At 41.7% G+C, this 21105-nt stretch carries 27 protein-coding genes and 1 other annotated feature (1 of these 28 running past the window's edge); of the genes, 8 read left to right on the top strand and 19 right to left on the bottom strand.

The features are described 5' to 3' along the window. Positions 1 to 43 precede the first annotated feature (43 nt). Both RL70_RS03700 and RL70_RS03705 read right to left on the bottom strand, forming a co-directional pair. The gene (locus tag RL70_RS03700) at positions 44 to 1039 is read right to left on the bottom strand and encodes a TAXI family TRAP transporter solute-binding subunit (RefSeq protein WP_039042072.1); all 996 of its coding nucleotides are present in this window, start codon (positions 1037 to 1039) and stop codon (positions 44 to 46) included. Positions 1040 to 1213: 174 nt separating this feature from the next. Then, entirely contained in the window at positions 1214 to 1765 is a 552-nt protein-coding gene (locus tag RL70_RS03705) for a phosphatidylglycerophosphatase A (protein WP_039042073.1), read from the bottom strand. Positions 1766 to 1881: 116 nt separating this feature from the next. Between RL70_RS03705 and RL70_RS03710 the strand changes: the two genes are divergently transcribed. From RL70_RS03710 to RL70_RS03720, 3 genes are all read left to right on the top strand, one after another. Next, positions 1882 to 2604 carry an esterase family protein gene (locus RL70_RS03710; protein WP_039042074.1) on the top strand — a complete coding sequence of 241 codons (723 nt, stop codon included), beginning with the start codon at positions 1882 to 1884 and terminating at the stop codon, positions 2602 to 2604. A gap of 76 nt (positions 2605 to 2680) precedes the next feature. Beyond that, positions 2681 to 3199 carry a YjcG family protein gene (locus RL70_RS03715; protein WP_039042075.1) on the top strand — a complete coding sequence of 173 codons (519 nt, stop codon included), beginning with the start codon at positions 2681 to 2683 and terminating at the stop codon, positions 3197 to 3199. Position 3200: 1 nt separating this feature from the next. Continuing rightward, complete coding sequence (locus tag RL70_RS03720) at positions 3201 to 3641, top strand: GNAT family N-acetyltransferase (protein ID WP_039042076.1); 441 nt, start codon at positions 3201 to 3203, stop codon at positions 3639 to 3641. 68 nt (positions 3642 to 3709) lie between these two features. Here RL70_RS03720 and RL70_RS03725 read toward each other — a convergent pair whose 3' ends face one another. The 7 genes from RL70_RS03725 to RL70_RS03750 form a co-directional block, all read right to left on the bottom strand. Then, positions 3710 to 4021 carry a hypothetical protein gene (locus RL70_RS03725; protein ID WP_039042077.1) on the bottom strand — a complete coding sequence of 104 codons (312 nt, stop codon included), beginning with the start codon at positions 4019 to 4021 and terminating at the stop codon, positions 3710 to 3712. Between the two features lie 73 nt (positions 4022 to 4094). Next, the gene (locus RL70_RS03730) at positions 4095 to 4346 is read right to left on the bottom strand and encodes a stage VI sporulation protein F (RefSeq protein ID WP_039042078.1); all 252 of its coding nucleotides are present in this window, start codon (positions 4344 to 4346) and stop codon (positions 4095 to 4097) included. A gap of 22 nt (positions 4347 to 4368) precedes the next feature. Next, the gene (locus tag RL70_RS17455) at positions 4369 to 4509 is read right to left on the bottom strand and encodes a YjcZ family sporulation protein (RefSeq protein ID WP_082003292.1); all 141 of its coding nucleotides are present in this window, start codon (positions 4507 to 4509) and stop codon (positions 4369 to 4371) included. Positions 4510 to 4597: 88 nt separating this feature from the next. Continuing rightward, positions 4598 to 4960: a stage V sporulation protein AE gene (spoVAE, locus tag RL70_RS03735; RefSeq protein WP_039042079.1), complete on the bottom strand. Its 363-nt coding sequence runs from the start codon at positions 4958 to 4960 to the stop codon at positions 4598 to 4600. 10 nt (positions 4961 to 4970) lie between these two features. Next, complete coding sequence (locus RL70_RS03740; protein ID WP_052245750.1) at positions 4971 to 5978, bottom strand: SpoVAD; 1008 nt, start codon at positions 5976 to 5978, stop codon at positions 4971 to 4973. Then, positions 5972 to 6427, bottom strand: a complete 456-nt coding sequence (spoVAC, locus tag RL70_RS03745) for a stage V sporulation protein AC (protein WP_039042081.1) — start codon at positions 6425 to 6427, stop codon at positions 5972 to 5974. The genes RL70_RS03740 and spoVAC overlap by 7 nt, the downstream gene beginning before the upstream one ends. Continuing rightward, the gene (locus tag RL70_RS03750; RefSeq protein WP_039042082.1) at positions 6427 to 6828 is read right to left on the bottom strand and encodes a hypothetical protein; all 402 of its coding nucleotides are present in this window, start codon (positions 6826 to 6828) and stop codon (positions 6427 to 6429) included. Before RL70_RS03750 ends, spoVAC begins: the two co-directional genes overlap by 1 nt. Positions 6829 to 6952: 124 nt before the next feature. On the opposite strand from RL70_RS03750, the gene RL70_RS03755 reads away from it, so the two are divergent. Then, positions 6953 to 7492 (top strand): CotY/CotZ family spore coat protein, encoded by a 540-nt coding sequence (locus RL70_RS03755; protein ID WP_039042083.1) that lies wholly within the window; start codon positions 6953 to 6955, stop codon positions 7490 to 7492. A gap of 101 nt (positions 7493 to 7593) precedes the next feature. Here the strand turns inward: RL70_RS03755 and RL70_RS03760 are convergent, their stop codons facing one another. Further along, positions 7594 to 8031: a hypothetical protein gene (locus tag RL70_RS03760; protein ID WP_039042084.1), complete on the bottom strand. Its 438-nt coding sequence runs from the start codon at positions 8029 to 8031 to the stop codon at positions 7594 to 7596. A gap of 48 nt (positions 8032 to 8079) precedes the next feature. Further along, entirely contained in the window at positions 8080 to 9480 is a 1401-nt protein-coding gene (gene mgtE, locus RL70_RS03765) for a magnesium transporter (RefSeq protein WP_369795185.1), read from the bottom strand. A 65-nt stretch (positions 9481 to 9545) separates the two neighbouring features. Here mgtE and prpE point away from each other — a divergent pair, with 65 nt between their 5' ends. Continuing rightward, on the top strand, positions 9546 to 10286 hold the full coding sequence (gene prpE / locus RL70_RS03770) for a bis(5'-nucleosyl)-tetraphosphatase PrpE (protein WP_039042085.1): 741 nt from the start codon (positions 9546 to 9548) through the stop codon (positions 10284 to 10286). Here the strand turns inward: prpE and RL70_RS03775 are convergent. Genes RL70_RS03775 through RL70_RS03790 form a run of 4 tightly spaced genes read right to left on the bottom strand, consistent with a single transcriptional unit; the run spans position 10253 to position 13090 of the window. Beyond that, on the bottom strand, positions 10253 to 11215 hold the full coding sequence (locus RL70_RS03775) for an RluA family pseudouridine synthase (protein ID WP_369795186.1): 963 nt from the start codon (positions 11213 to 11215) through the stop codon (positions 10253 to 10255). The two genes, prpE and RL70_RS03775, sit on opposite strands and share 34 nt — an antisense overlap. Beyond that, a complete protein-coding gene (locus tag RL70_RS03780; protein WP_039042252.1) occupies positions 11190 to 11996 on the bottom strand; it encodes an NAD kinase in 807 nt (268 codons plus the stop codon). The genes RL70_RS03775 and RL70_RS03780 overlap by 26 nt, the downstream gene beginning before the upstream one ends. Then, positions 11996 to 12670 (bottom strand): GTP pyrophosphokinase family protein, encoded by a 675-nt coding sequence (locus tag RL70_RS03785; protein WP_025786076.1) that lies wholly within the window; start codon positions 12668 to 12670, stop codon positions 11996 to 11998. The genes RL70_RS03780 and RL70_RS03785 overlap by 1 nt, the downstream gene beginning before the upstream one ends. A 27-nt stretch (positions 12671 to 12697) precedes the next feature. Next, complete coding sequence (locus RL70_RS03790; protein ID WP_052245751.1) at positions 12698 to 13090, bottom strand: hypothetical protein; 393 nt, start codon at positions 13088 to 13090, stop codon at positions 12698 to 12700. A gap of 127 nt (positions 13091 to 13217) precedes the next feature. Between RL70_RS03790 and RL70_RS18305 the strand changes: the two genes are divergently transcribed. The 3 genes from RL70_RS18305 (at position 13218) to RL70_RS03805 (ending at position 15251) form a co-directional block, all read left to right on the top strand. After that, a complete protein-coding gene (locus RL70_RS18305) occupies positions 13218 to 13955 on the top strand; it encodes a lytic transglycosylase domain-containing protein (protein WP_304413260.1) in 738 nt (245 codons plus the stop codon). A 94-nt stretch (positions 13956 to 14049) separates the two neighbouring features. Continuing rightward, positions 14050 to 14442 (top strand): globin, encoded by a 393-nt coding sequence (locus tag RL70_RS03800; protein ID WP_025786079.1) that lies wholly within the window; start codon positions 14050 to 14052, stop codon positions 14440 to 14442. Then, positions 14439 to 15251, top strand: coding sequence for a DsbA family protein (locus RL70_RS03805; RefSeq protein WP_039042086.1), 813 nt, complete (start codon positions 14439 to 14441; stop codon positions 15249 to 15251). The genes RL70_RS03800 and RL70_RS03805 overlap by 4 nt, the downstream gene beginning before the upstream one ends. Positions 15252 to 16100: 849 nt before the next feature. Here RL70_RS03805 and pepF read toward each other — a convergent pair. From pepF to spxA, 4 genes are all read right to left on the bottom strand, one after another. Next, complete coding sequence (gene pepF / locus RL70_RS03810; RefSeq protein ID WP_039042087.1) at positions 16101 to 17909, bottom strand: oligoendopeptidase F; 1809 nt, start codon at positions 17907 to 17909, stop codon at positions 16101 to 16103. A gap of 53 nt (positions 17910 to 17962) precedes the next feature. Then, complete coding sequence (locus tag RL70_RS17205) at positions 17963 to 19129, bottom strand: competence protein CoiA (protein WP_369795187.1); 1167 nt, start codon at positions 19127 to 19129, stop codon at positions 17963 to 17965. Between the two features lie 159 nt (positions 19130 to 19288). Beyond that, a complete protein-coding gene (gene mecA / locus RL70_RS03820) occupies positions 19289 to 19951 on the bottom strand; it encodes an adaptor protein MecA (RefSeq protein ID WP_039042088.1) in 663 nt (220 codons plus the stop codon). Between the two features lie 280 nt (positions 19952 to 20231). After that, complete coding sequence (gene spxA, locus RL70_RS03825) at positions 20232 to 20630, bottom strand: transcriptional regulator SpxA (protein ID WP_025786060.1); 399 nt, start codon at positions 20628 to 20630, stop codon at positions 20232 to 20234. Between the two features lie 439 nt (positions 20631 to 21069). Beyond that, positions 21070 to 21105, top strand: a binding site (T-box leader); it runs 184 nt beyond the window's last position.

Raw genomic sequence — 21105 nt, forward strand, 5'->3', positions numbered from 1 at the left:
TGAAGCATCGATCGCCTCACCGCCCCATTCTATCATTCAACTCTTATTTGTTTACTTCGTCAAAGTACTTTTGAGCACCTGGGTGAACTGGAATACCAATTCCGTCAAGCCCAGTTTCAGCTTTGATCAGTTTACCCTTTGCGTGTTGTAGTTTTGGTGCGTTGTCGTAAATTGCTTTTGTAATTTCATAAGCAAGTTCTTCAGGAACTTCGTTTTGGATAACAAGCATAGCTCCTACTGAAACAGTAGGTGTATCTTCAGCCAAACCATAAGTTCCAGCTGGAATAACTTCCTTAGCATAGTACTTATACTTGCTGATGAGCTCATCTGCTTTGTCATCTTCAACAGGTACTACGAATACTTTTGCTACTGCGTTTAGGCCTTCAACAGCACCAGTTGGTGTTCCTGCAGTGATGAATGCTGCATCGATCTGACCCGCTTGCAAACTTTCTTGAGACTCCCCAAAGTCCAAGTTTTGTGGCTTAATGTCATCCATAGACAATCCGTGGATTTCAAGAAGCTGCTCTGCGTTCGCATACGTACCAGAACCAGGAGCACCGACAGAAACTTTCTTACCTTTCAAATCATCAAATGTTTTAATCCCCGTCTTGTCCAGTGTTACAAGTTGTACAGTTTCAGGATAAAGTGCACCAATTGCAGAAACTGTATCGACTTTATCGTCTTTAAACATCATTTCGCCTTCTTGTGCATAATACGCGATATCCGTTTGTACGAAAGCGATTTCAGCGTCTCCATCTTTCAGTGCTGTCATGTTAGCTGCAGATGCTTGAGATACTTCAGCTGATGTTTTCACACCTGTATCCGATTCGATGAACTCTGCAATGGCGCCACCAAGAGCGTAGTACGTACCTTGCGTTCCGCCAGTTAAAACACTGAGGAACTTGTATTCTTTATCACTGCTATTTGAATCCCCTTTTGCTCCATCATCCTTCGCTGCATCGTCTGATGTACCACACGCTGCAAGTGCAAGCACTGCAATGAGTAGCATCGAGATGAGCCCTAAAAGTTTCTTATTCATTCAATGACCCCCTATTTATCTATTCATCTAGTAATGTATATTCTACCATGTAAGCGGGTTCAATTGTCAATCTTTTTCAGAAAACAAAATCATTTGAAACCGTTTTCATTATGTATACATAAAAAAGAAAAGAGCGATTTACACTCTTTTCATCTGTAGTTTTTGGTCATTTCCTTACTTCGCAGCATCCTTTACATCGTCGAATGTCAATCCGGCTTCCTCCAGATCTCGGGACCGATGGGCAATTCGAGCTGCCGCACATGATGCAACACTGGCAACTAGATCATCTAAAAATGTATGGACTTTATTTCCTTTTTTAGTATCTAAATCATTTATAATACCGACTTTGTTTTTATCTAAGTGACCAAACGTCGTCACTGCAATCGAACCATACGTAAATACGGCTCCTAGAGCAATTGTTTCATCCACTCCGAAAAGACCTTCATCCGATTCGACGATATCTTGTAACGGTTTAGATAATTTGCCTTGTTCACAAAGCTCGTCCAGCTCGATACCAACTAAAATTGCATGTTGAAGTTCGCGCTTTTTCAATACATTCACAACAGAGTCCACACACTGTTCAAGCTGCAGTTCTTCATTATAAGGCGCTTGCATTTCATAGACGATTTTCGCGATATCTAACAGCTCTACACCTCGGCGCTGCAACGCTTCTTTTGTTGCAACTGCAATTACTTCTGACCGTACTTTGCTTTTCCCGTCAAACATGCTACCATCTCCTTCTAATTTCTAGCTGTCCCCACTGTCCACCAATCGTGCACATTATACCCTCTAACCATCCTATGTTACAATCTCCTTGAATAGACTTGTGAGGGGGTTACTTTATGAACAACGGAAAGATTCATGATATTCAATTTTATAGCAAAGAACTTCAGGAGGAAATGGAGCTCCTTATTTACCTTCCGTATAATTATTCTCCACTATATAAATACTCTATCCTTTTCGCATCAGATGGGAAAGACTATTTTCAGTATGGTAGAATCGGGAAAGTTATAGATGAATATTTAGATAAGGAAGAGATTGAAAATGTAATCGTTGTCGGCATTCCATACAAATCTGTTGCTGAACGTCGTAGAATGTATCATCCAGACGGAGATCGTCAAAAAGACTACATCCGTTTCCTCGTGCATGAACTCGTTCCTTATATAGACGAGCATTATCCCACTTACCAAATTGGTGGAGGGCGTGGACTTATTGGTGATTCTCTTGCTGCCACAGTTTCTTTACAGGCTGCATTACAATACCCAAATTGTTTTGGCAAAGTAATACTCCAATCACCTTATGTGGACGAAAAAGTACTTGAAGCCGTAAATTCAGCTAAGAACCCATCAGGTCTATCGGTTTATCACGTCATTGGAACTGGAGAAACTCAAGTTTCTACGACTGTCGATGGAAAACAAGACTTTTTGACTCCAAACCGTGAGCTCAACAAATTATTTGGAAATAAAGGATTTCCGTACTTCTATGAAGAATTTAATGGAGAGCATACCTGGAAATATTGGCAACCAGATGTGCGTCGTGCTGTCCAAATGGTATACGGACAATAACCAATCGGACAATTCCAAACAATTCTGCTATACTTGAATGAAGAATTGTATTCACTTTCCTAAGGAGGTTTTTCACATGAAATACGGCGTTGTAGCATTTCCATCAAAAAAATTGCAAGATCTAGCAAATGGATATCGCAAACGGTATGATCCTCACTACTCTCAGATCACTCCTCATATGACGGTAAAAGGTGTTTTCGATGCAGATGAAACTGAAATTAGAAAAGTGGCTGAAGCATTGCGTAACGTAGCAATGAAAAACAAGCCATTCGAACTGAACGTTTCAAAAGTAAGCTCTTTTGCGCCAATAACAAATACTATATATTTTAAAGTTGCCCCAAATGAGGAGTTACTTGCTTTGCACAAAGCTCTCAATAATGAGGATTTTTTCGGTCCACAACCACAATATGCTTTCGTACCTCACATCACAATTGCTCAAAGTCTAACTTCCGGTGAGCATGATGACATTATCGGTCAATTGAAGATGCTTGGTGCAGATCACTCAGAAATCATCGATCGCATCCATCTTCTGTACCAACTAGAGGACGGCTCGTGGACAGTATACGAAACGTTCCGTCTACAAGAGGAAAACTGATTTGTACGAGGTAAAGATTGCCGCGTCTGAACAAGAACGTGAAGCTGCATTTACTGTACGGAAGAAAGTATTTGTAGAAGAACAAGGTGTTCCCCTAACGATGGAAATTGACGAACACGACACGTCTGCATCCCATTTTGTCGTCTATGATGGGCCGAAAGCAATTGCTGCTGGCCGCATCAGAAGTATCGCAAATGAAGTGGGTAAAGTGGAACGTGTCTGTGTATTAAAAGAATATCGTGGTCAACATCTTGGTGTCCTAATTATGAACGCTCTTGAGGAACATGCAAAAAAGACTGGCATCCACAAAATCTTGTTGAATGCCCAGTCTTATGCAATTCCTTTTTACGAGAAACTTGGGTATGGAGTCACTTCTCCCGAATTCATGGATGCGGATATTCCCCATCGCGCCATGGAAAAACAAATGGACCCAGCACTTTAGAATATTAAAAAGCATATTTAAAAGCCCCATTCCAATTTTAGGAATGGGGCTTTTTTTGAGGGTGCTTATTATGCGTATTCGTTTACAGCCAGACCTTTTCCTACCACCGCTGCAACTTGTTTTGACAGAATTGTAGGGTCCGGTTGGATAAAACCTTTTTTAGCTGGAGACAATGGACGTTGCTGATTCGCACTTTTACCAAACTCCCCTTCAGAATTCCTTTCCCGCTCACGTCGAAGAACTCGTTGCCATTCTTCGTAATCTGCCTGTGATTTAATAGATTGGACTCTGTCAATATAAGAAATAGCAGGCGAAGCTTCCTCCAAGCGGTTTGCATACATTTGTGATTGGATATTCTGAATCGGCAGCAGGTAACCCATTGCCTCCACCTTCTTTCTCGTTTAAGTTGTTAGTTCACTATACCCGGTTGCTAGGGAAGCTAAACCTATTTCTTTATTTCCCTAACATCCTTTGAATATCTGCAATATTTACAGGCTGACCACTAGAAACAAGTGAATTGACTAGTTCATCTTCTAAATGTTGGGGTACATTTTTATTCGCAAGCATCCCGACATTTTGAATAATCCGTCTCACTTGTCGTTCATCTTTAAAATCAGCATGTTGTATGGCATTCGCGAGTGCAAATACTTCTGTCATCGGCACACCAGTTTTAGATTCTATTTTCTTGAAGAAGGAGTCATTCATACTCCCAGTTCCCCCCTCTCATTTAGCAGAACGTACTTCCAACAATAATCAGCAAAATGAACAAAACAACTAACAAGACGAACGTAGAGCCGCCTCCTTGATTACAACCACGGTCATATCCACCTTCATAGCGCGGTTCTCCGTAACAATAGTTTCCGTACATAAGAAAATCCCCCCTCTCTTCCCTGTATCCTATGCAAAGACACAGCGAAGCGGGCGGGACATTCGCATATTTATTTTTAGTTGGTGATTTAGATGGTTCCTTTTGACTTAAATACGAGAGAAGCGACGAAACCGAAAATGATGGCTGCACTGATACCCGAACTTGTCACTTCAAACATTCCCGTCAGAACACCTATGATGCCATGCTTCTCAGCCTCAGCGAGGGCTCCGTGTGTAAGTGCATTCCCAAAAGATGTGATTGGAATCGTTGCACCTGTACCAGCAAAATCGATCAGCGGTTCATACAGTCCGAAGCCATCCAAAATGGAGCCTGCAACCACTAATGTACACAATGTGTGTGCCGGGGTGAGTTTGCCTACGTCCATCATCAACTGCCCGATGACACAAATGAGTCCCCCTACTATAAAACTTGTTATAAAAATGGATAGCAATTTAAACCACTCATTTCATTTGGATTTCCACTGCATGCGCAATACAGGGAATCGTATCGCCTTGCTGATAAGATAGAGGGGACATTAAGGATCCGGTAGCAATCAATAACACACGCTTGTATGTTCCGGACAGCAGCTTATCATACACTTCCGAGAAATAAGCAGATGCCGAGCATCCCGAACCACTTGCTCCTGCAAGAAATTCTGGATGTTTGCCATAATACTCTGCTCCCGCATCCCGAAAAGTACTTGAAACATCATATTCCCAACGGTCAAGTAACGTTTTAAATAGCTCGAATCCGATTTTCCCTAAGTCCCCAGTCATGATCAAATCATAATCTTCAACTGTCGAACCGTGACCTTCCAAATGACGTTTAAACGTATCTGCAGCAGCAGGTGCCATAGCTGCCCCCATATTTAACGGATCTGTCAATCCTAAATCCGTAACTATTCCAATCGTTCCGCACGTAATAATCGGCGCTCCTTCTATATGAGGGATAATCGTAGCTACTCCAGCTGCACTTACGGTCCATTGAGCTGTAGCTCCTTTTTGACTTCCGTATTGAAGAGGATAACGAAATTGACGTTCAATAGCATTGTGCTGACTGGAGGACCCCGCTACTACTAATTCAGCCATTCCAGATTCCGTTAACAATGCAGCCATTAATAGAGAGGAAACAGAAGTTGCACAAGCTGAAAACATTCCAAGATAAGGAACCCCTATTGTGCTTGCCGCAAAGTTGGAAGGAGTCATTTCATTCACTAAATCGCCCATCAAAACAAACTCGGCATCTGTGGGGGTCTTGTCCAGCTTACTCAATGCAATCATGCAAGCATCTTCCATCATTTTCGCATGGCCTTGCTCATTCGTCTTTAATCCGCAACGCTCGTCATCATAATTCTTGTCGGCATACTTGGAAAAGGGACTCTTCTTCGTTTCCAAAGGCCCTACCGTGACACCAGTTGATGCAATCACTGGATTAGATGCAAATGTCAATAATCCTCGTTTGTTTACCAAGATACCACTCCTAATCCAACGAGTATCGTTTTAATGAGAGCAACTACAAATGCCGAAAAGACACCATATAAAATGACGGAACCTGCCAGTTTAAACATATTGCCTCCAACACCTAATACGTAGCCCTCGGATCTGTGTTCGATTGCCGCGGATATCATGGCATTTCCAAATCCCGTAATCGGTACGGCGCTTCCTGCTCCACCGACCTGTGCGATTTTTTTATAGTACCCGAACCCTGTTAATAACATGGAGATAAAGATCATCGTGGCCACTGTCGGATTACTTGCCGTTCGTTCAGTAAAATCAAAAAAACTAATATAGAAAAGAGCAACGAATTGACCAATAAAGCAAATGAAACCTCCAACAACAAATGCTAATATACAATTTTTTAAATACCTCGGTTTGGGTGTAATCTGTTGTTCAAGTTGCTGATATTTTTTTTCATCCATTAGGTCTCTTCCTTTACCAATGCACTAATTTTTTTCATCTTTTTTAAATAGTTCTGTTCATTCTCTTTTTCGATTAACTTGTTTGTTTCCAACAACACTTTGCTATCTGCGGATACCGTAATTTTCAGTTCCGGATACATTTTCTCCAGCTCTTTCGTAAGTTCCTTGGCAATCTTACGCTTTTTAAATCTTTCAAAGGTATTAACGCGTAACCCCGCAATCAACCGATCATCATGGATCAGCATGACTGCATTTTTAAGACGCTTATCTTCTTTCAACAACGTTTCCGCTTGTTGTTCATCTATATCTGTTGTATTAACGGTTTTAAAACCAATCGAAGTCGAGCAACCCGCCAGCAGAACTAGGATGAAAACAAGGAGCAGTATTTTACGAATCGCCATCCCCTCCTTTTTTAACCAGTATGCCTTTTTTGTATGCATTTTATTCATAACGGTTCAAGCGCCCTGCCAATAGGTAGCTGAATGCCATAAGGTATAGAGAACAAACGAGAGGAGGAAATGATCAATGAGTTGTGGATGTGGAAAGAACGAAAATACGGGGGATAAGGTGAATCCGATTCAAGGACACTGTGTTTGTGAGGCAGTTCGCTTCATTAAACGCCTTCAAGATACGCACACAGATGAAGATTGCTTCGACTGTGATACAGACTGCTTTATGAGACCGCTTGGCAGTTTAGTAAGTCCTGCAAGCGAACGTTTCAATACACGGGTGTTTTCTTTACTAACAGAGGACGGTGACTTCTTTAAAGCGATGTATCGTCCTAAGAGCCATACACATCATCATGGCATCAATTGTTTCTCTGTATTCTTCAGAGTCCAAAACATTTTTGACAATTGCTGCGCAACATTGATGGTGCTTGAGCCTCTAGACAAAGACGGAAAACCAGTCGATATTACTGACTGTGGTAAAATTTGCCTTGACAAACTTTGCAAAGTCGAGCGCTTCAGAGCAACAAAGTCTTGTATCACGGTTGACTTGAATTGTTTCTGTGCAATCCAATGTATCACAGATACATTTGTTACACAGTGCAACACACCAGCATAAGCATCATCCCCGCGATGCACGAAAGGAGACTCCCCACTTGGGTAGTCTCCTTTTTATTCGTATTAAAAAGCGTCTCAGACTAGTTAGCCTGAGACGCTTTTTCATGTGAACGGTGTTCCTTTCCAGAACACTTCCTCGATTTCCTGTAAGTCCAGCGTCCGTATTTCATCCATATCTTTGCTTTCTTGCTTCACTTCAATCGCAATCTGCGAATCGGTCATAGCGGAGATACCGCCTGTCAGTAATTGACCGTTCACCAAGAATTGGAGAGGACGATAAGCATTGCGAGGAAACGGTTCAGCTAAGTAACGTAACCTTTTGACGACTGGAGACTCTACCGTTGCTTCAATCACTTGTTGAAGTACTATGTCTTCTTGAGGCACTGTTTCTTCTTGAGAATGTTCGTTTTGTTCCATTAGTTCAGGGTCATTACCTGACCAATAAATAGACGTACTCTCTTCTTTAACAACCTCGACAATCGTTACCATAGGGGGGCCGTCGATAAAAAGCAAAGGAACTTGAAGTGAAATATGCGCCACATCCTTTTTACTGCATTATATGCAACATCTGCCCATGCGTGACTGACGTTATAGAAGGTTGATGAATGTAGTCGCTAATCCTAAGTAAATTAAAATACTGATCAAGTCATTCAATGTGGTGATGAACGGACCTGAAGCGACAGCTGGGTCAATCTTCATTTTGTGCATAAACAAAGGGATGAACGATCCAGAAATAGTTGCCGCAAAAATCGAAACGAAAATCGCTGCTCCTACTAGCATTCCGATTACCAATTCGTGTTTCCAAAAAAAGATCAAACCGATTACAAAGACTCCACATATGAATCCGGTAATTAATCCGGTTCCCGCTTCTCTTATTAATAATTTGAGTTTACTTTCATCTTCGATATCCCGTGTTGCAATTCCTCGGACCGCAACTGCGAGAGCTTGTGTACCACTGTTACCAGCAGTTCCTGCAATTAAAGGAATAAATGCCGCTAGCAATGCAACTTGTGAAATCGTATCTGTAAACATATCAATCAAGTTTGCTGTGATCATTCCAAGTATTAGCAAAATAATAAGCCATGGAACTCGCTTCTTCGCTGCAGATAATGAATTTTTGTCAAATGTATCCATATTTGATACACCGGCTAATTTCGAGTAGTCATCCGATGCCTCTTCTTCAAGGACATCGAGCACGTCATCGACTGTAACAATTCCGAGTATATGTTGCTGAAAATCTACGACTGGTACAGCAAGCAAGTTATAGTCTTGTGTTGTACGGGCAACGTCTTCCTGATCGTCTGACACGAGTACGCTGACAACACGTTCATTCATAATGGTGTTAATCAGGACATCCTCTTCAGAGGTAATCAAGTCACGTAACGATACAACCCCGGTTAGCCGGTTGTCATCATCCACAACAAAGACGTAGTAAATTGTTTCAGCACTTGGAGCCTGAATGCGAAGGATATTCATGGCAGATCGAACAGTGGAATTCTCGGGAACTGTGACATACTCAGTCGTCATGATCGATCCAGCTGTGTGTTCTTCGTAGTGCAATAGCTCCTTGATTTGAGCAGCTGCTTCTTTGTCCATGAGTGTCAAATAGCTGACACTTTGGGACTTATCGAGTTCTTTCAGGACATCGACCGCGTTATCCACAAACATGTAAGAAATCATCTCTGCGGCATACGTCGCCTCCATCTCCTGAAGGAACTCTTCGTATTCATCTTCATCAATTTCACTTGTTTCAAAAATCTCCGCCATTTCTTTAGGAGATAAGAAGTAGTACATCGTTTTCCGAAGTTCAGCTCCAGCCTCTTCATAGAAGATTGCGCGATCATAAGGATGGAGTAGCAAATACTCATCACGGAACGCTTTGATATCTTGCCGTTCTAAATCTTCTCGTAGCTTCTCTTCGTTAAAATCCACTTCTTCATTGCGGTCCTCTGTTGTTTCCATGGCTACACCTTCCTTTCTTTTCGCCATTTGGCACTACTCCTGTATACTACTTGTGTACTTTACAAATACTTCGTAAAAGGGAGTGTATTTATATGTTCGATATTATCGGTGACATACATGGTTGTTATGATGAACTGCTTGATTTACTAAACACTCTTGGCTATTCCCTAAAGTCCGGAATTCCAATCCACCCCTCTGGCAGAGAGATTGCATTTGTCGGAGATGGCATGGATCGGGGACCTTCGTCCTTACAAGTGATGCAACTTTTGTTTGCGATGCAAGACAAAGGTCAACTCATTTATTCCCCGGGAAATCATTGTAACAAATTATATCGTTTTGCTAAGGGCAATGATGTGCAGCAAATGCACGGGCTAGAGACTACGGTTGCAGAGCTTGACTCTTTGCCCAAAGAAAAACGAGCGCAAACGCTAAAACGATATCGACAGTTCTACGAAGAGCTGCCTCTTTATCACCAGTTAGACAGCGAAAAACTTATCATCGCACATGCTGGGCTACCTGAGCAATTGATTGGCGCTCCTCCGTCAAGAACCGTACGCACATTTGTCCTCTATGGAGATATCTCAGGAAAAACATTATCAGACGGACGCCCTGAACGCCGTGATTGGGCGAAGTCTTATCATGGAACCCCATGGATTGTTTATGGACATACCCCGGTTAAAGAGCCCCGTTTTAAACATCACACGGTAAATATTGATACAGGATGTGTGTTTGGAGGTAAATTGACAGCGCTCCGATGGCCAGAACTTGAAACCGTTTCGGTAGCTTCAAAACAACCGTTTCAACCTGAGAAGTTTACCGTGTATTCTTCTTGAGATTTCGGTTCCATCGGCATAAGCCTTAACAGATCACCTGGAAGTTCACTCGCATACGTAACGTTTTCGTTTGTAGAAGGATGCTTAAACCATATCGATGCACAATGAAGAGCTTGCCGTGTGATTAAGTCACATGGACCTCCATACAAGTCATCCCCAAGCAAAGGATGTCCGACGTGCGCCATATGTACGCGGATTTGATGGGTTCTCCCTGTATGTAGTTGGAGCTCAACAGCCGTATATCGATTGTTGCACATTTCAAAACGACCCGTAACACGTACATCGGTACGCGCATATTGCCCATCTGGCCGAACCATTCGTTCAATAATACTGCCGTCTTTCCTACCAATCGGCGACTCTATCGTAAACGCTTCTTCAATTACCCAACCACTTACGAACGCAATATATCGTCTACCAAACCCTGTTTGCTGCATTTGCGTGCTCATGAGGTGATGGATATGACGATTTTTTGCGATACAGACAACACCGGATGTGTCTGTGTCCAAGCGGGTTACTACGTGAACTGTCGCAGGATGGTGTTCAACTGAGTATTTCCCATAAATTGTATTTGCGAGAGTTCCATTTGGATGATTCCTTGATGGAATAGTTCCTTGTCCAGCAGGTTTTTCCACAATTAGAATCGAATCGTCTTCGTCTAAAATAGAAAGTTCTCCATGCTCCGGCTTCAACCCATTACCTATCTCTTCAGGAGGAAATTCAATAATTACGTGATCCCCCAGTTCAAGCATCCACCGGACAGTTCGTTCTTCTCCGTTCACTAAAATCCGACCACCGTCAAATTTAACGGCAGTCAATGCTCTTTTGGATATACCTTTCTTCTTAAGAAAGTCTCTTAGAAGGATCCGCTCTTCTGTGATAAATTTTAGTAACAGCGTCGAAACGTTACTTTTCTTCATCGCTGGCAACAAACGATTCGGACACCCGTTTCCAAAATGGGAAAGGTCTAAAACGAGCGAACGAAATTCGTTCCTTCGATACTTTGTATTCGATGGACTTCACATCTTTTTGAAGCAACTGCAGGTGGTCAACAGTTACCATAAAATCAGGTCCCTTTACTGGTTTTAATAGACATGAATGATGTGATGGAAGGACTAACGGTGAGCCTACAGTCCGGAATACCCGGTTATTTATGGACGCCATCTCAGTCAGTTGCATGCATGACAAAGAAGGATGCAAAATCGCACCATTCAATGACTTACTATATGCAGTTGAACCGGATGGTGTGGACATGCATAAACCATCACCTCGGAATCGTTCAAAATGTTCTCCGTTCAGTTCCACATCCATAACAAGAGTGACTTCCGGAGATTTAATCGTCGATTCGTTCAAGGCAAGATACGTAGATTTTTCTTCGGAATGCGTATATGAAATTTCCACTTCTAGGAGTGGATATTGCACGACATGATAGTCCTTTCGTGCAATCATGATGACTAATTTCTCGATTTCTTCAGGCTTCCAATCTGCATAAAACCCAAGATGGCCTGTGTGGATTCCGACAAATGCAGTTTCGTTCAGTCGATGCACATACTTATGAAAACCATGCAATAACGTTCCATCTCCACCGATTGAAAGGACGATATCTGGCTCAACCTCGTCATATTCCAAACCAAACTCCACCAAATATTCTTTTGCCTCCGCCATCAAACGGTTAGATAACTCATCACCGCGTGATTGGATCACAAACTTCATCATTCTGGTTCCCCCTTCCATGAGGTATCTTGAATATCTCGTTTTTCCGTTTCTTTAAACGAACTGAAGTACGATTGTGCTTCATGAATTTCATCTCGGATTAATGACATTTCTTCATCTAATCGAAAAGCGGCTTCAGCAGCTCCTTCAAGTCTTTGTCGAATCACATCCGGGAGCTCGCCTTGGTACTTATAATTTAAAGAATGCTCAATTGAGGCCCAAAAATTCATCGCAAGTGTCCTTATTTGAATTTCAGCAAGAATCGTCTTTTCACCATGAATCGTCTCGACAGGATATTCAATAATAATATGGAACGAGCGGTAACCGCTCTGCTTTTTGTTCGATATGTAGTCTCTCTCTTCGACAATCTTTAAGTCATTCCGCTGTCTAAGCATGCCAACTACACTGCCGATATCATCGACAAACTGACACATTATCCGAAGTCCTGCAATGTCAGGGACTTCAGCAGCAAGTTCTGGAGATGGCTCGAATGGAATGTTTTTTTCGAGAGTTTTGTCATAAATGCTTGCAAGCGGTTTAACGCGTCCTGTCACAAACTCAACTGGCGCATGCAAGTCTTCCAACTTGTATTGATGCCGCAAGCCTTTTAACTTCACCTTAAGCTCCACAACCGCTTGCTTATAGGGAGCAAGAAAATCATTCCACATTCTCATACAAATGCCTCCTCCCGTCCGTTCATGTTAGCTAGTTTGTTGTAGTGTCTGTTTGAATGCTTGCTCCACAGCGAGCATGAACTCTTCTCCGTAATTTCCATTACCTTCTATATTAAAAATCAACATCATCAATTCTTCTGTAAATCCAATTAGTTGAACAGATCCATCTTCACTCTCTATTAAAGGATCCCCATTATCCATTTCAATTAGTTGTTGCATGAGTGCCCATACTTCTTGCGTAAAATGCAGGTACTGATATTCTTCTCCATCTTCAAATAGATACACAAAACTAAGTGCATCTGAATCAGTAATCATCTTCCCTGAGGGGGAATCTCCAAGCATTTTTGTTGTCCCATCATAAGTGAAACAAACGGTTCCTTCTTTTAATTGTCCTTCAGTAATTCGATGTTCTATACGCACTTTTCCCTCTTCCCTTCCCCTATCAGTCAGTATGAATAGTTTACCATAGAGTCGTCACTGTTGCAGTCAGGTTTGTGCTTTCAGTCATGAAATTGATATACTGACAGAAGAACTAGAATTGCCACGGATGATTAAGTATCGGAAAGGATCGATTAGTATGGACACGAAAATGATTCGTACATTGTTCGAATTGAATTCACTACAGGCTCTAGGGGCTGTTCACTCTGCAACCGAAACGAAAACAGGAGGCACGGATTTCTTTCAATCGTTATTAAACGAAATGACGAGTGAGAGCTCCATTTCTGATTCGCTTTCAAGCTTCTCAGCGACAACACTTGGTAGTATTCAATCTCCACAAGGGATGAATTCGTTTGCGTTCTACTCCCCTCCATCTGTCCATTCGCCTACTGATGCAACTCAATACATTGAACAAGTTTCAGCGAGCAGACCTCCGCTCTCGTATAACGGAGGCAGTGTCAGCACTGCTTATGCGCCATTAATCAGCAAAGCTGCAAAAAGATATGACGTTCCACCTAGTCTGATTGCCGCTGTCATCAAGCAAGAATCAAATTTTAATAAAGATGTAGTCAGTCACGCTGGTGCAACAGGACTTATGCAACTCATGCCCGGCACGGCCAAGTTTCTTGGTGTTTCGAACGCATCCGATCCAGAGCAAAATATAATGGGCGGCGCTAAATACTTACGACAAATGCTCGACCAGTTCGGAGGCGATTTGAAATTATCGCTTGCTGCTTATAACGCAGGTCCAGGAAACGTCCGTAAATACGGAGGAATCCCGCCATTCCGCGAGACACAAAATTACGTCACCAAAGTTATGAACAACTATAATACCTTTAATGCGTAAGTTGAACCAGACGAATGAAAGCTATTTATTTGTGAAAGTTTTATGTGGTTGCTAAAATAGAAGTACAGAGTTACAACAAAGGAGAATGACATCCATGACACGAAAGCCTTTGATACCCTTTGAGGAGATCGGTGAAGCACGTTTGTCGGATCTTATCGACCGGTTTTACGCCAAAGTGGCTGTTCATCCGGACTTAATTCCCATTTTCCCATCAGACCTAACAGAAACTGCCCGTAAACAAAAGCAATTTCAGACACAATATCTGGGCGGACCTAATATATATACAGAAGAACACGGACATCCGATGATGAAAGCTAGACATATGCCATTCGCAATCACACCCACACGAGCCAAAGCCTGGCTAGCTTGTATGGCTGAAGCGATGGATGAGGTTGGTCTTGATGGACCACTTCGTGAAATTTATTACCAACGCCTCGTCTTAACAGCCAATCACATGGTGAACCGGAGCGAGGAGGGAGATCAGTGAATCGAAGAACTTTTGCAGAAGTTGAACAGCAGCCGATTGCGCATCCTCGGCCAATTGAATTATACGTATTTCTAGATCCGTTATGCCAAGATTGCTGGGCACTGCAACCCATCCTTAGAAGATTACAAGTGGAATACGAACGCTATTTCACGTTGCGAATCGGTCTGCTTACGTCCCTACCGAAGATGAATTACAAAGCACTTCCTTTAGTAGACGACGAATGTGAAGAGATGAGCGGATTTGAAAAAGCACATCCTGCGTTCCCAAGCATTGCGATCAAGGCAGCGGAGTTCCAAGGAAAACGTGCGGGCTTTAGATTTCTCACAAAATTATTCGAGTATTCATTTCTAAAATCACGTAACGTCAAATCATTTGCAGTACTCGTTGAAATTGCCGAGAAACTGAAATTGGACAAACAGGAATTCATAAGCGATTTCTTCTCCAGAAACGTACTGCAATCCTTGCAAGTCGATTTACATTTAGCAAAAGAGATGGAAGTTGTGAAATCCCCTACCTTCGTATTTTTCAACGAAAACATTGAAGACGAAGGCCTCATGGTGGACGGTTCATACAGCTATGAAATCTATGAACAAATTTTAGAAGAGCTCACGGGATCTCCTATCATACGGGACCGCGCACCTTCATTGGAAGAGTTATTCAGCCGGTTCGAAATGCTTGCAACCGCTGAAATTGCAGCCATTTACGGTGTCCCTGAAAAAGAGAGCGAACGTGAACTCAAGAAACTTTTACTGAAACAAGAAGTAGAACGCATTTTCATTGATGATAGAGTCTTATGGCGCAAACGCTAAAATAATTGATATAGCAAACAGATGGAGAGTTTTTCTCCATCTGTTTTTTTGTTTTGAGGTGAGGATTGGGTGGGTGTAGTGGAGAGGATTGGTTGGCTTATTCTAGGTTAGGAGCTTTTTTTTGGGGTTATGATCAATTCCCACTCTTTATGAGCACATTTCCTGGGTTATGATCACTTTTCGTGATTTATGAGCACTTTCCCTGGGTTATGATCACTTTTCACGCTTTATGAGCATTTTCCCTGGGTTATGATCACTTTTCGCGCTTTATGAGCACTTTCCCTGGGTTATGATCACTTTTCACGCTTTATGAGCACTTTCCCTGGGTTATGATCACTTTTCATGCTTTATGATCACTTCCCACGCTTTATGATCACTTTCCCTGGGTTATGATCACTTTTCATGCTTTATGATCACTTTCCCTGGTTTATAATCACTTCCAGCGCTTTATGATCACTTCCCACGCTCTATGAGCACTTTCCGCAATTTATGATCACTTCCCACTCTCCAACCACACACTCACCATCATGCAACCTTCGATATTCCTCCAAAAATAAAAAGAACACCGCTCCTGGGGGGAAGCGGTGTTCATATAAAGGGAATGGGAAAAATGTTCACGTTCAAACAAAAGGGGTGTATGTTTGGTTTGTGAGTTTCATTCACAAGTTAAATCTATCACAAAATAATTGTTACATCAACAATTCACAAGCGATTTCATGGATTTGTCACATATGATCTCTTTGAAAACGCTTACTTAAAGGACTTTTTTCCAAACATAAAAACAGACATTCATGCAAACTGCACATGAATGTCTGTTTAAACACTATTTCGGTATACTAAATTTCACATTTATTGTTTCGCGAGCAATTGTTCTAACTCATTCAAACGCTCTTCGAATACTCGGCATGCTTCTTCAATTGGCGCAGTCGTTGTCATATCGACTCCTGCTTTCTTCAACACTTCAATTGGATAATCCGACGATCCAGCTTTCAAGAAGTTTGTCACATAGCGCTCTACAGCAGGCTCACCTTCAGTTAGGATCTGATGGCTCAACGCAACCGCAGCACTGTATCCAGTTGCATATTGGTACACATAATAATTCATGTAGAAGTGAGGAATCCGTGACCACTCTAACCCAATTTCCTCATCGACTGTCATTGCGCCACCAAAATACTTTTCATTCAAAGCATAATACTCTTCCGTAAGCTTCTCAGCCGTCAATGCCTCACCCTGCTGATCCAACTGATAAATCCTATGCTCAAACTCAGCAAACATCGTCTGACGGAATACAGTTCCACGGAATCCATCCAGCCAATGATTCAACAAGTAAATGCGTTTCTGATCATCATCTGTAGTCTTCAACAAGTAATCGTTGAGCAACGCCTCATTTACAGTTGAAGCCACTTCAGCTACAAAGATTGAATAGCCGCTATAGATGTATGGTTGGTTTGAACGCGAGTAGTAACTGTGAGCACTGTGACCAAATTCATGAGCAAGCGTGAACATGTTATTTACATTGTCCTGCCAGTTCATTAAAATGTATGGGTTCGTACCATATGAACCTGAAGAATAAGCACCAGATCGTTTTCCTTTGTTCTCACGGACGTCTACCCAACGGCTTTCGAGTCCTTTTTTGATGATTGAACGGTACTCTTCACCCATCGGCTCAAAGCTTTCTAGCATAGTTTTTGCTGCATCCTCATACGTAATTTTCATATCTAAATCTTTCACAAGTGGTGCGTAGAGATCCCACATGTGAAGATCATCCAATTCAAATACTTTCTTCCGAAGTGCGATATAGCGGTGCAACAACCCAACGTTATCCGAGATTGTATTCACAAGGTTCTCATACACTTGCTCCGGAATATGATTGTTTGACAACGCAGCATCACGAGCGGATTCATAATTACGGATAGTCGCATTGACGTTATTCGTCTTCACATTTCCTGATAGAGTAGATGCAAATGTGTTTTTGAACGAACCATACGTTGCGTACATCGCTTTGAATGCTTCTTCACGAACAGAACGATCCGGGCTTTCTAGGAAGTTGATGAAGCGGCCTTGAGATAGCTCAACTTCTTCCCCTTTTTCATTTTTTACAGTTGGAAACGTCAAGTCTGCGTTATTCAACATGCTGAAAGTTTTGGATGAACCTTGGGCAACTTCAGACATTTGTGCAATCAGTGATTCTTGCTCTGCAGGAAGCACGTGAGGACGCATGCTGTTCAATTCTTTCACTTCTTGCTTGTATAGGGAGAGTCCTTCATTTTGTTCTACCATTTGATCGAGCTTTGCTTCCTCTATGGAAAGCAACTCTGGTAAGAAAAACGAGAGCTTCGTGGAAACTTTTACAGCCAGTGACTTGGCACGGCTATCCATCGCCTGGTATGTGCTATTTGTTGTATCTTGATCGGTCTTTAAATGTGAATATGTGTATAGCATCCCTAACCGTTGTGAGAGTTCGTCACGATAAGTAAGTGCGTTCAAAAGGGCTTCAGGTCCATCATTCAAAGTTCCTTGGTATGATTCTGCTTGTGTTGAAAGTTTTTCAATTTCCTCATACTCTGCAGTCCATGCCGCATCGCTTTCAAAAATGTTTTCTAAGTTCCATGTTTCTTCAACTTTGACTTCATCACGCGTAAGTAATTTCTCTGCCAATGTAATTCCTCCTTGATCCCGATAATTCGAGAATCGAATCTTTTTCCATTTTCTCAATTTTCTATCTGCATTGCAAGGAATCGCTCTAGAAGTATGTGAACAATCTCTTTCTCTATTCGCTCATTCGGGATGGACTCCTTCTTTTCCCAGTCAATTCTTTGAAGGAACTGTAAATAATCCATACAGGCTTCAATTTGTTGCTTACTGCGACCCGTATAGGCGTGTACAAATTGGCGCAATCGCTGGATGGGAACACCGGTTGGTGAAAACTCGAAACGTCGCAACAAGTAAATTAAGCCAAGCTGCCATTCGCAATCATGAACAGCGAATGCACGATTCCCTTTCACTGGGACACCTATCCACAGAGGGAGTTCTGCCGGACGTAATTTCAGTTCATAACAATGACGTAAAAAAGGATCCTGGACGCCACGTCGATTCAAAAAAATTGAACGCTGTAAGTACGTCGTTCGATGTATTTTGTAAGACTTGTAGTAGTGAAGGAGCAAATGCTGATCAGGGAGTTTTGGACGTGCGAACGGAAAGGTTTGTAAATGAGCCGGTAACTTCCGATGGATTGCGATGAAACGATTTCCTTCAATGGGGAGAAGATGACTAAAATAATGGAATTGCTTTGTCTCTGGGGATAATGTGAGCAGTGTATGTTCTGGGGATACGCTCGTTGTAAAGAACAATTGATGGAAGGCTGAAAAACTAAACAGCCCCATTCCTTCAGAGCGCTCTTTATATTTTTCAGGAGTTTGTAATATCCAAATAGGCTCCATTCCTATGGAGCGGTACCCTTCTGTGCGACTGGATTTCACTTCTTCCGGCAAGCGGCTACATTGGAATTCAATCGGGATTGCACTTCCCTCATGTTGCACAAGTAGGTCAGGTCGCTGTGCAATCTCGGGTATAAGTGGTTCTAAAACAGAAGTTTTTTCTAAGCGCTGAAAGAACGAGTGCAGGAGCTGCTTTCCTTGAAGATGTGGAATTGACTCCCCTTCGGAAAAGCTGCCTGTACATGGTGAGTCCACTTCATGAGCAAAATGAGGAATTCGTATGGAGCCAACTTTCAATAAAACTCGATCACCACATTGGGGACAACGGAATTGTTGCTCGGTTCGCCACGTTCTCAGGTGCTCTCGTTTAACAGTATCATCGAGAACAACGGGCGTTCCATCGTTTAAATTTGCAGTTAGTATATAAAACACTCCTTTCACTGAATAGTTTACGAATTTAAATGTGAAATAGCAAATTTAACCTCATCACCGGTTTATCCTTACAATAAATTACGAAGAAACGCTCAGTTTAGTCGTTGCACAACATGAAGTTTGTTTTTGGACATAAAAAAACCACCTCGAAAGGTGGCTGTGAATCATTTAGAAATAAGATTCGATGGTTTGGAACACATTTGAACCCATTACTTCTGTTCCATACTCTCTCAAGCGATGGATTGTCAAGTTGGTAGGTGTTCCATACTCAAGGATTACACTTTCCACATCGATTTTATCTGAAACTTCTTTATCTGATGAACTATAGTCAATATACAAGTAATACTTGCCTTCGAATGAATACAATGAAGTTGTTTCATCAAAATTAGAAAGTTGAGAAGCCAAAGGGATTAAATCATCAAACTCTTTGAACACGAACAACTCTCGTGCTGTCGTCTTTTTGTTATCTGAAATAGGCTCATTTGTCGACTCAGAAGAGTCATCCGTTCCTTCAAGTTCAGGCTGGAAGAGTTTACGAGGATCGTCAATGCCATAAGGATATTCCGTCGATTCCCCTTCTTCTGGTAACTGAGCTCGCGTAACGAGAACTTCAATTCCACCACTCATTGCATGGACTTGAATCCATAAAGGACCTTCTATTTCAAACTCAATATCAGACTCCGAATCGATTTCTTCCATCATATCCCAAAACAATTCCTCACTCTTATCGCGGTTATACCACACTTCCTCACGAGTAAAGCCCCGCTCTTCGATATCCATGTAGGACAAGTAAAATTTGACCGTATTCTCATTGATTCTCTCGATTTCCACGATTTCTCTCTCCTTTCCCCTGAAGTAGACGTACCGTCCAACTTCTTTTTCGTTCCCGCGATGCTTCTTCTACTATATGTTCAATTCTTCAGTAACGAAAGGGTTTTGCCTCGAAGGTTGCAGACAAATTTTTTTTAGTAAAAAAAAGCCATTCCCTACGCTAATTTACTAAGTAGAATCTATCCACTGCACCGTGCACGGAAACTAGGAGAATGGAAAAAGCTGATAGGTTTACGGCATTCACCATGACATCCCCTATCAGCTTATTTATAAGTATTCGTTAGTTAACCATGCGACGTGCTTCTAGTAACTGATAGGCTCTAACCTTTCTTGGTAAGAAGCGGCGAATTTCATCTTCATTATACCCTACTTGAAGACGTTTTTCATCTAGAATGATTGGTCTTCTTAATAGACCAGGATGTTCTTGGATCAGTTCATATAATCGTTGAAGTGGCAAGCTCTCAACGTCAACATTTAGTTTTTGGAAGATCTTAGAGCGAGTAGAGATGATTTCATCTGTTCCATCTTCAGTCATTCGAAGAATTTGTTTGATTTCATCAATATTTAGAGGTTCAGAGAAAATATTACGCTCCTCGTAAGGAATTTCATGTTCCTCCAACCATGCTTTCGCTTTTCGACATGATGTACAGCTTGGTGATGTAAATAATGTAACGCCCATTTGCTGACACTCCCTTTCAATCGGCTTCATATAATGGTGACTACCTTTTTTACATTAGAATTATTTTAAATTAATGTTCATATTGACTATTATACACACATTTGTTCTCAATGAATACACTTTTAAAAAATTATTTCTGGCACTCTTCAAGTTTGTAACAATTCCGCAATAATCGTCACTTCTCAACACCGTATTTATGTAATCTCTACTGTTATTCCCATATCAGAAAGAAATTAAACATCAAATTTTTTCAAATCGTATTATCAATTACAAAACCGAAGTGAAAATGTGTTCTTGTCTACTAGTACGTTTCAAACGTCAAAAGGTTCCAATTTTGAAGAAGTTTCGTTGATTATTTTGAGTATTCCCGAAGAATCCATTTTGAAACCGATTGTACTTGCATTCCATGTGTGAGCATATTATAATTACTCCAATTATAAGAACGGCTTAGACGGAACAAGTACTTTTAATGGAG

Source organism: Sporosarcina sp. ZBG7A, from assembly GCF_000813425.1.
Lineage (GTDB): Bacteria > Bacillota > Bacilli > Bacillales_A > Planococcaceae > Sporosarcina.

Excerpts from the sequence above, each read along its gene's own strand:
- spoVAC (WP_039042081.1), bottom strand. The coding sequence starts at position 6,427 with ATGGATGAAAAAAAATATCAGCAACTTGAACAACAGATTACACCCAAA.
- RL70_RS03800 (WP_025786079.1), top strand. The coding sequence starts at position 14,050 with ATGACACGAAAGCCTTTGATACCCTTTGAGGAGATCGGTGAAGCACGT.
- RL70_RS03710 (WP_039042074.1), top strand. The coding sequence starts at position 1,882 with ATGAACAACGGAAAGATTCATGATATTCAATTTTATAGCAAAGAACTT.
- spxA (WP_025786060.1), bottom strand. The coding sequence starts at position 20,630 with ATGGGCGTTACATTATTTACATCACCAAGCTGTACATCATGTCGAAAA.
- RL70_RS03700 (WP_039042072.1), bottom strand. The coding sequence starts at position 1,039 with ATGAATAAGAAACTTTTAGGGCTCATCTCGATGCTACTCATTGCAGTG.
- RL70_RS03785 (WP_025786076.1), bottom strand. The coding sequence starts at position 12,670 with ATGAGAATGTGGAATGATTTTCTTGCTCCCTATAAGCAAGCGGTTGTG.
- RL70_RS03730 (WP_039042078.1), bottom strand. The coding sequence starts at position 4,346 with ATGAATGACTCCTTCTTCAAGAAAATAGAATCTAAAACTGGTGTGCCG.
- prpE (WP_039042085.1), top strand. The coding sequence starts at position 9,546 with ATGTTCGATATTATCGGTGACATACATGGTTGTTATGATGAACTGCTT.
- RL70_RS18305 (WP_304413260.1), top strand. The coding sequence starts at position 13,218 with ATGATTAAGTATCGGAAAGGATCGATTAGTATGGACACGAAAATGATT.
- RL70_RS03755 (WP_039042083.1), top strand. The coding sequence starts at position 6,953 with ATGAGTTGTGGATGTGGAAAGAACGAAAATACGGGGGATAAGGTGAAT.
- RL70_RS03705 (WP_039042073.1), bottom strand. The coding sequence starts at position 1,765 with ATGTTTGACGGGAAAAGCAAAGTACGGTCAGAAGTAATTGCAGTTGCA.
- RL70_RS03750 (WP_039042082.1), bottom strand. The coding sequence starts at position 6,828 with ATGGCGATTCGTAAAATACTGCTCCTTGTTTTCATCCTAGTTCTGCTG.
- RL70_RS03780 (WP_039042252.1), bottom strand. The coding sequence starts at position 11,996 with ATGAAGTTTGTGATCCAATCACGCGGTGATGAGTTATCTAACCGTTTG.
- RL70_RS03725 (WP_039042077.1), bottom strand. The coding sequence starts at position 4,021 with ATGGGTTACCTGCTGCCGATTCAGAATATCCAATCACAAATGTATGCA.
- RL70_RS03715 (WP_039042075.1), top strand. The coding sequence starts at position 2,681 with ATGAAATACGGCGTTGTAGCATTTCCATCAAAAAAATTGCAAGATCTA.
- RL70_RS17455 (WP_082003292.1), bottom strand. The coding sequence starts at position 4,509 with ATGTACGGAAACTATTGTTACGGAGAACCGCGCTATGAAGGTGGATAT.
- mgtE (WP_369795185.1), bottom strand. The coding sequence starts at position 9,480 with ATGGCGAAAAGAAAGGAAGGTGTAGCCATGGAAACAACAGAGGACCGC.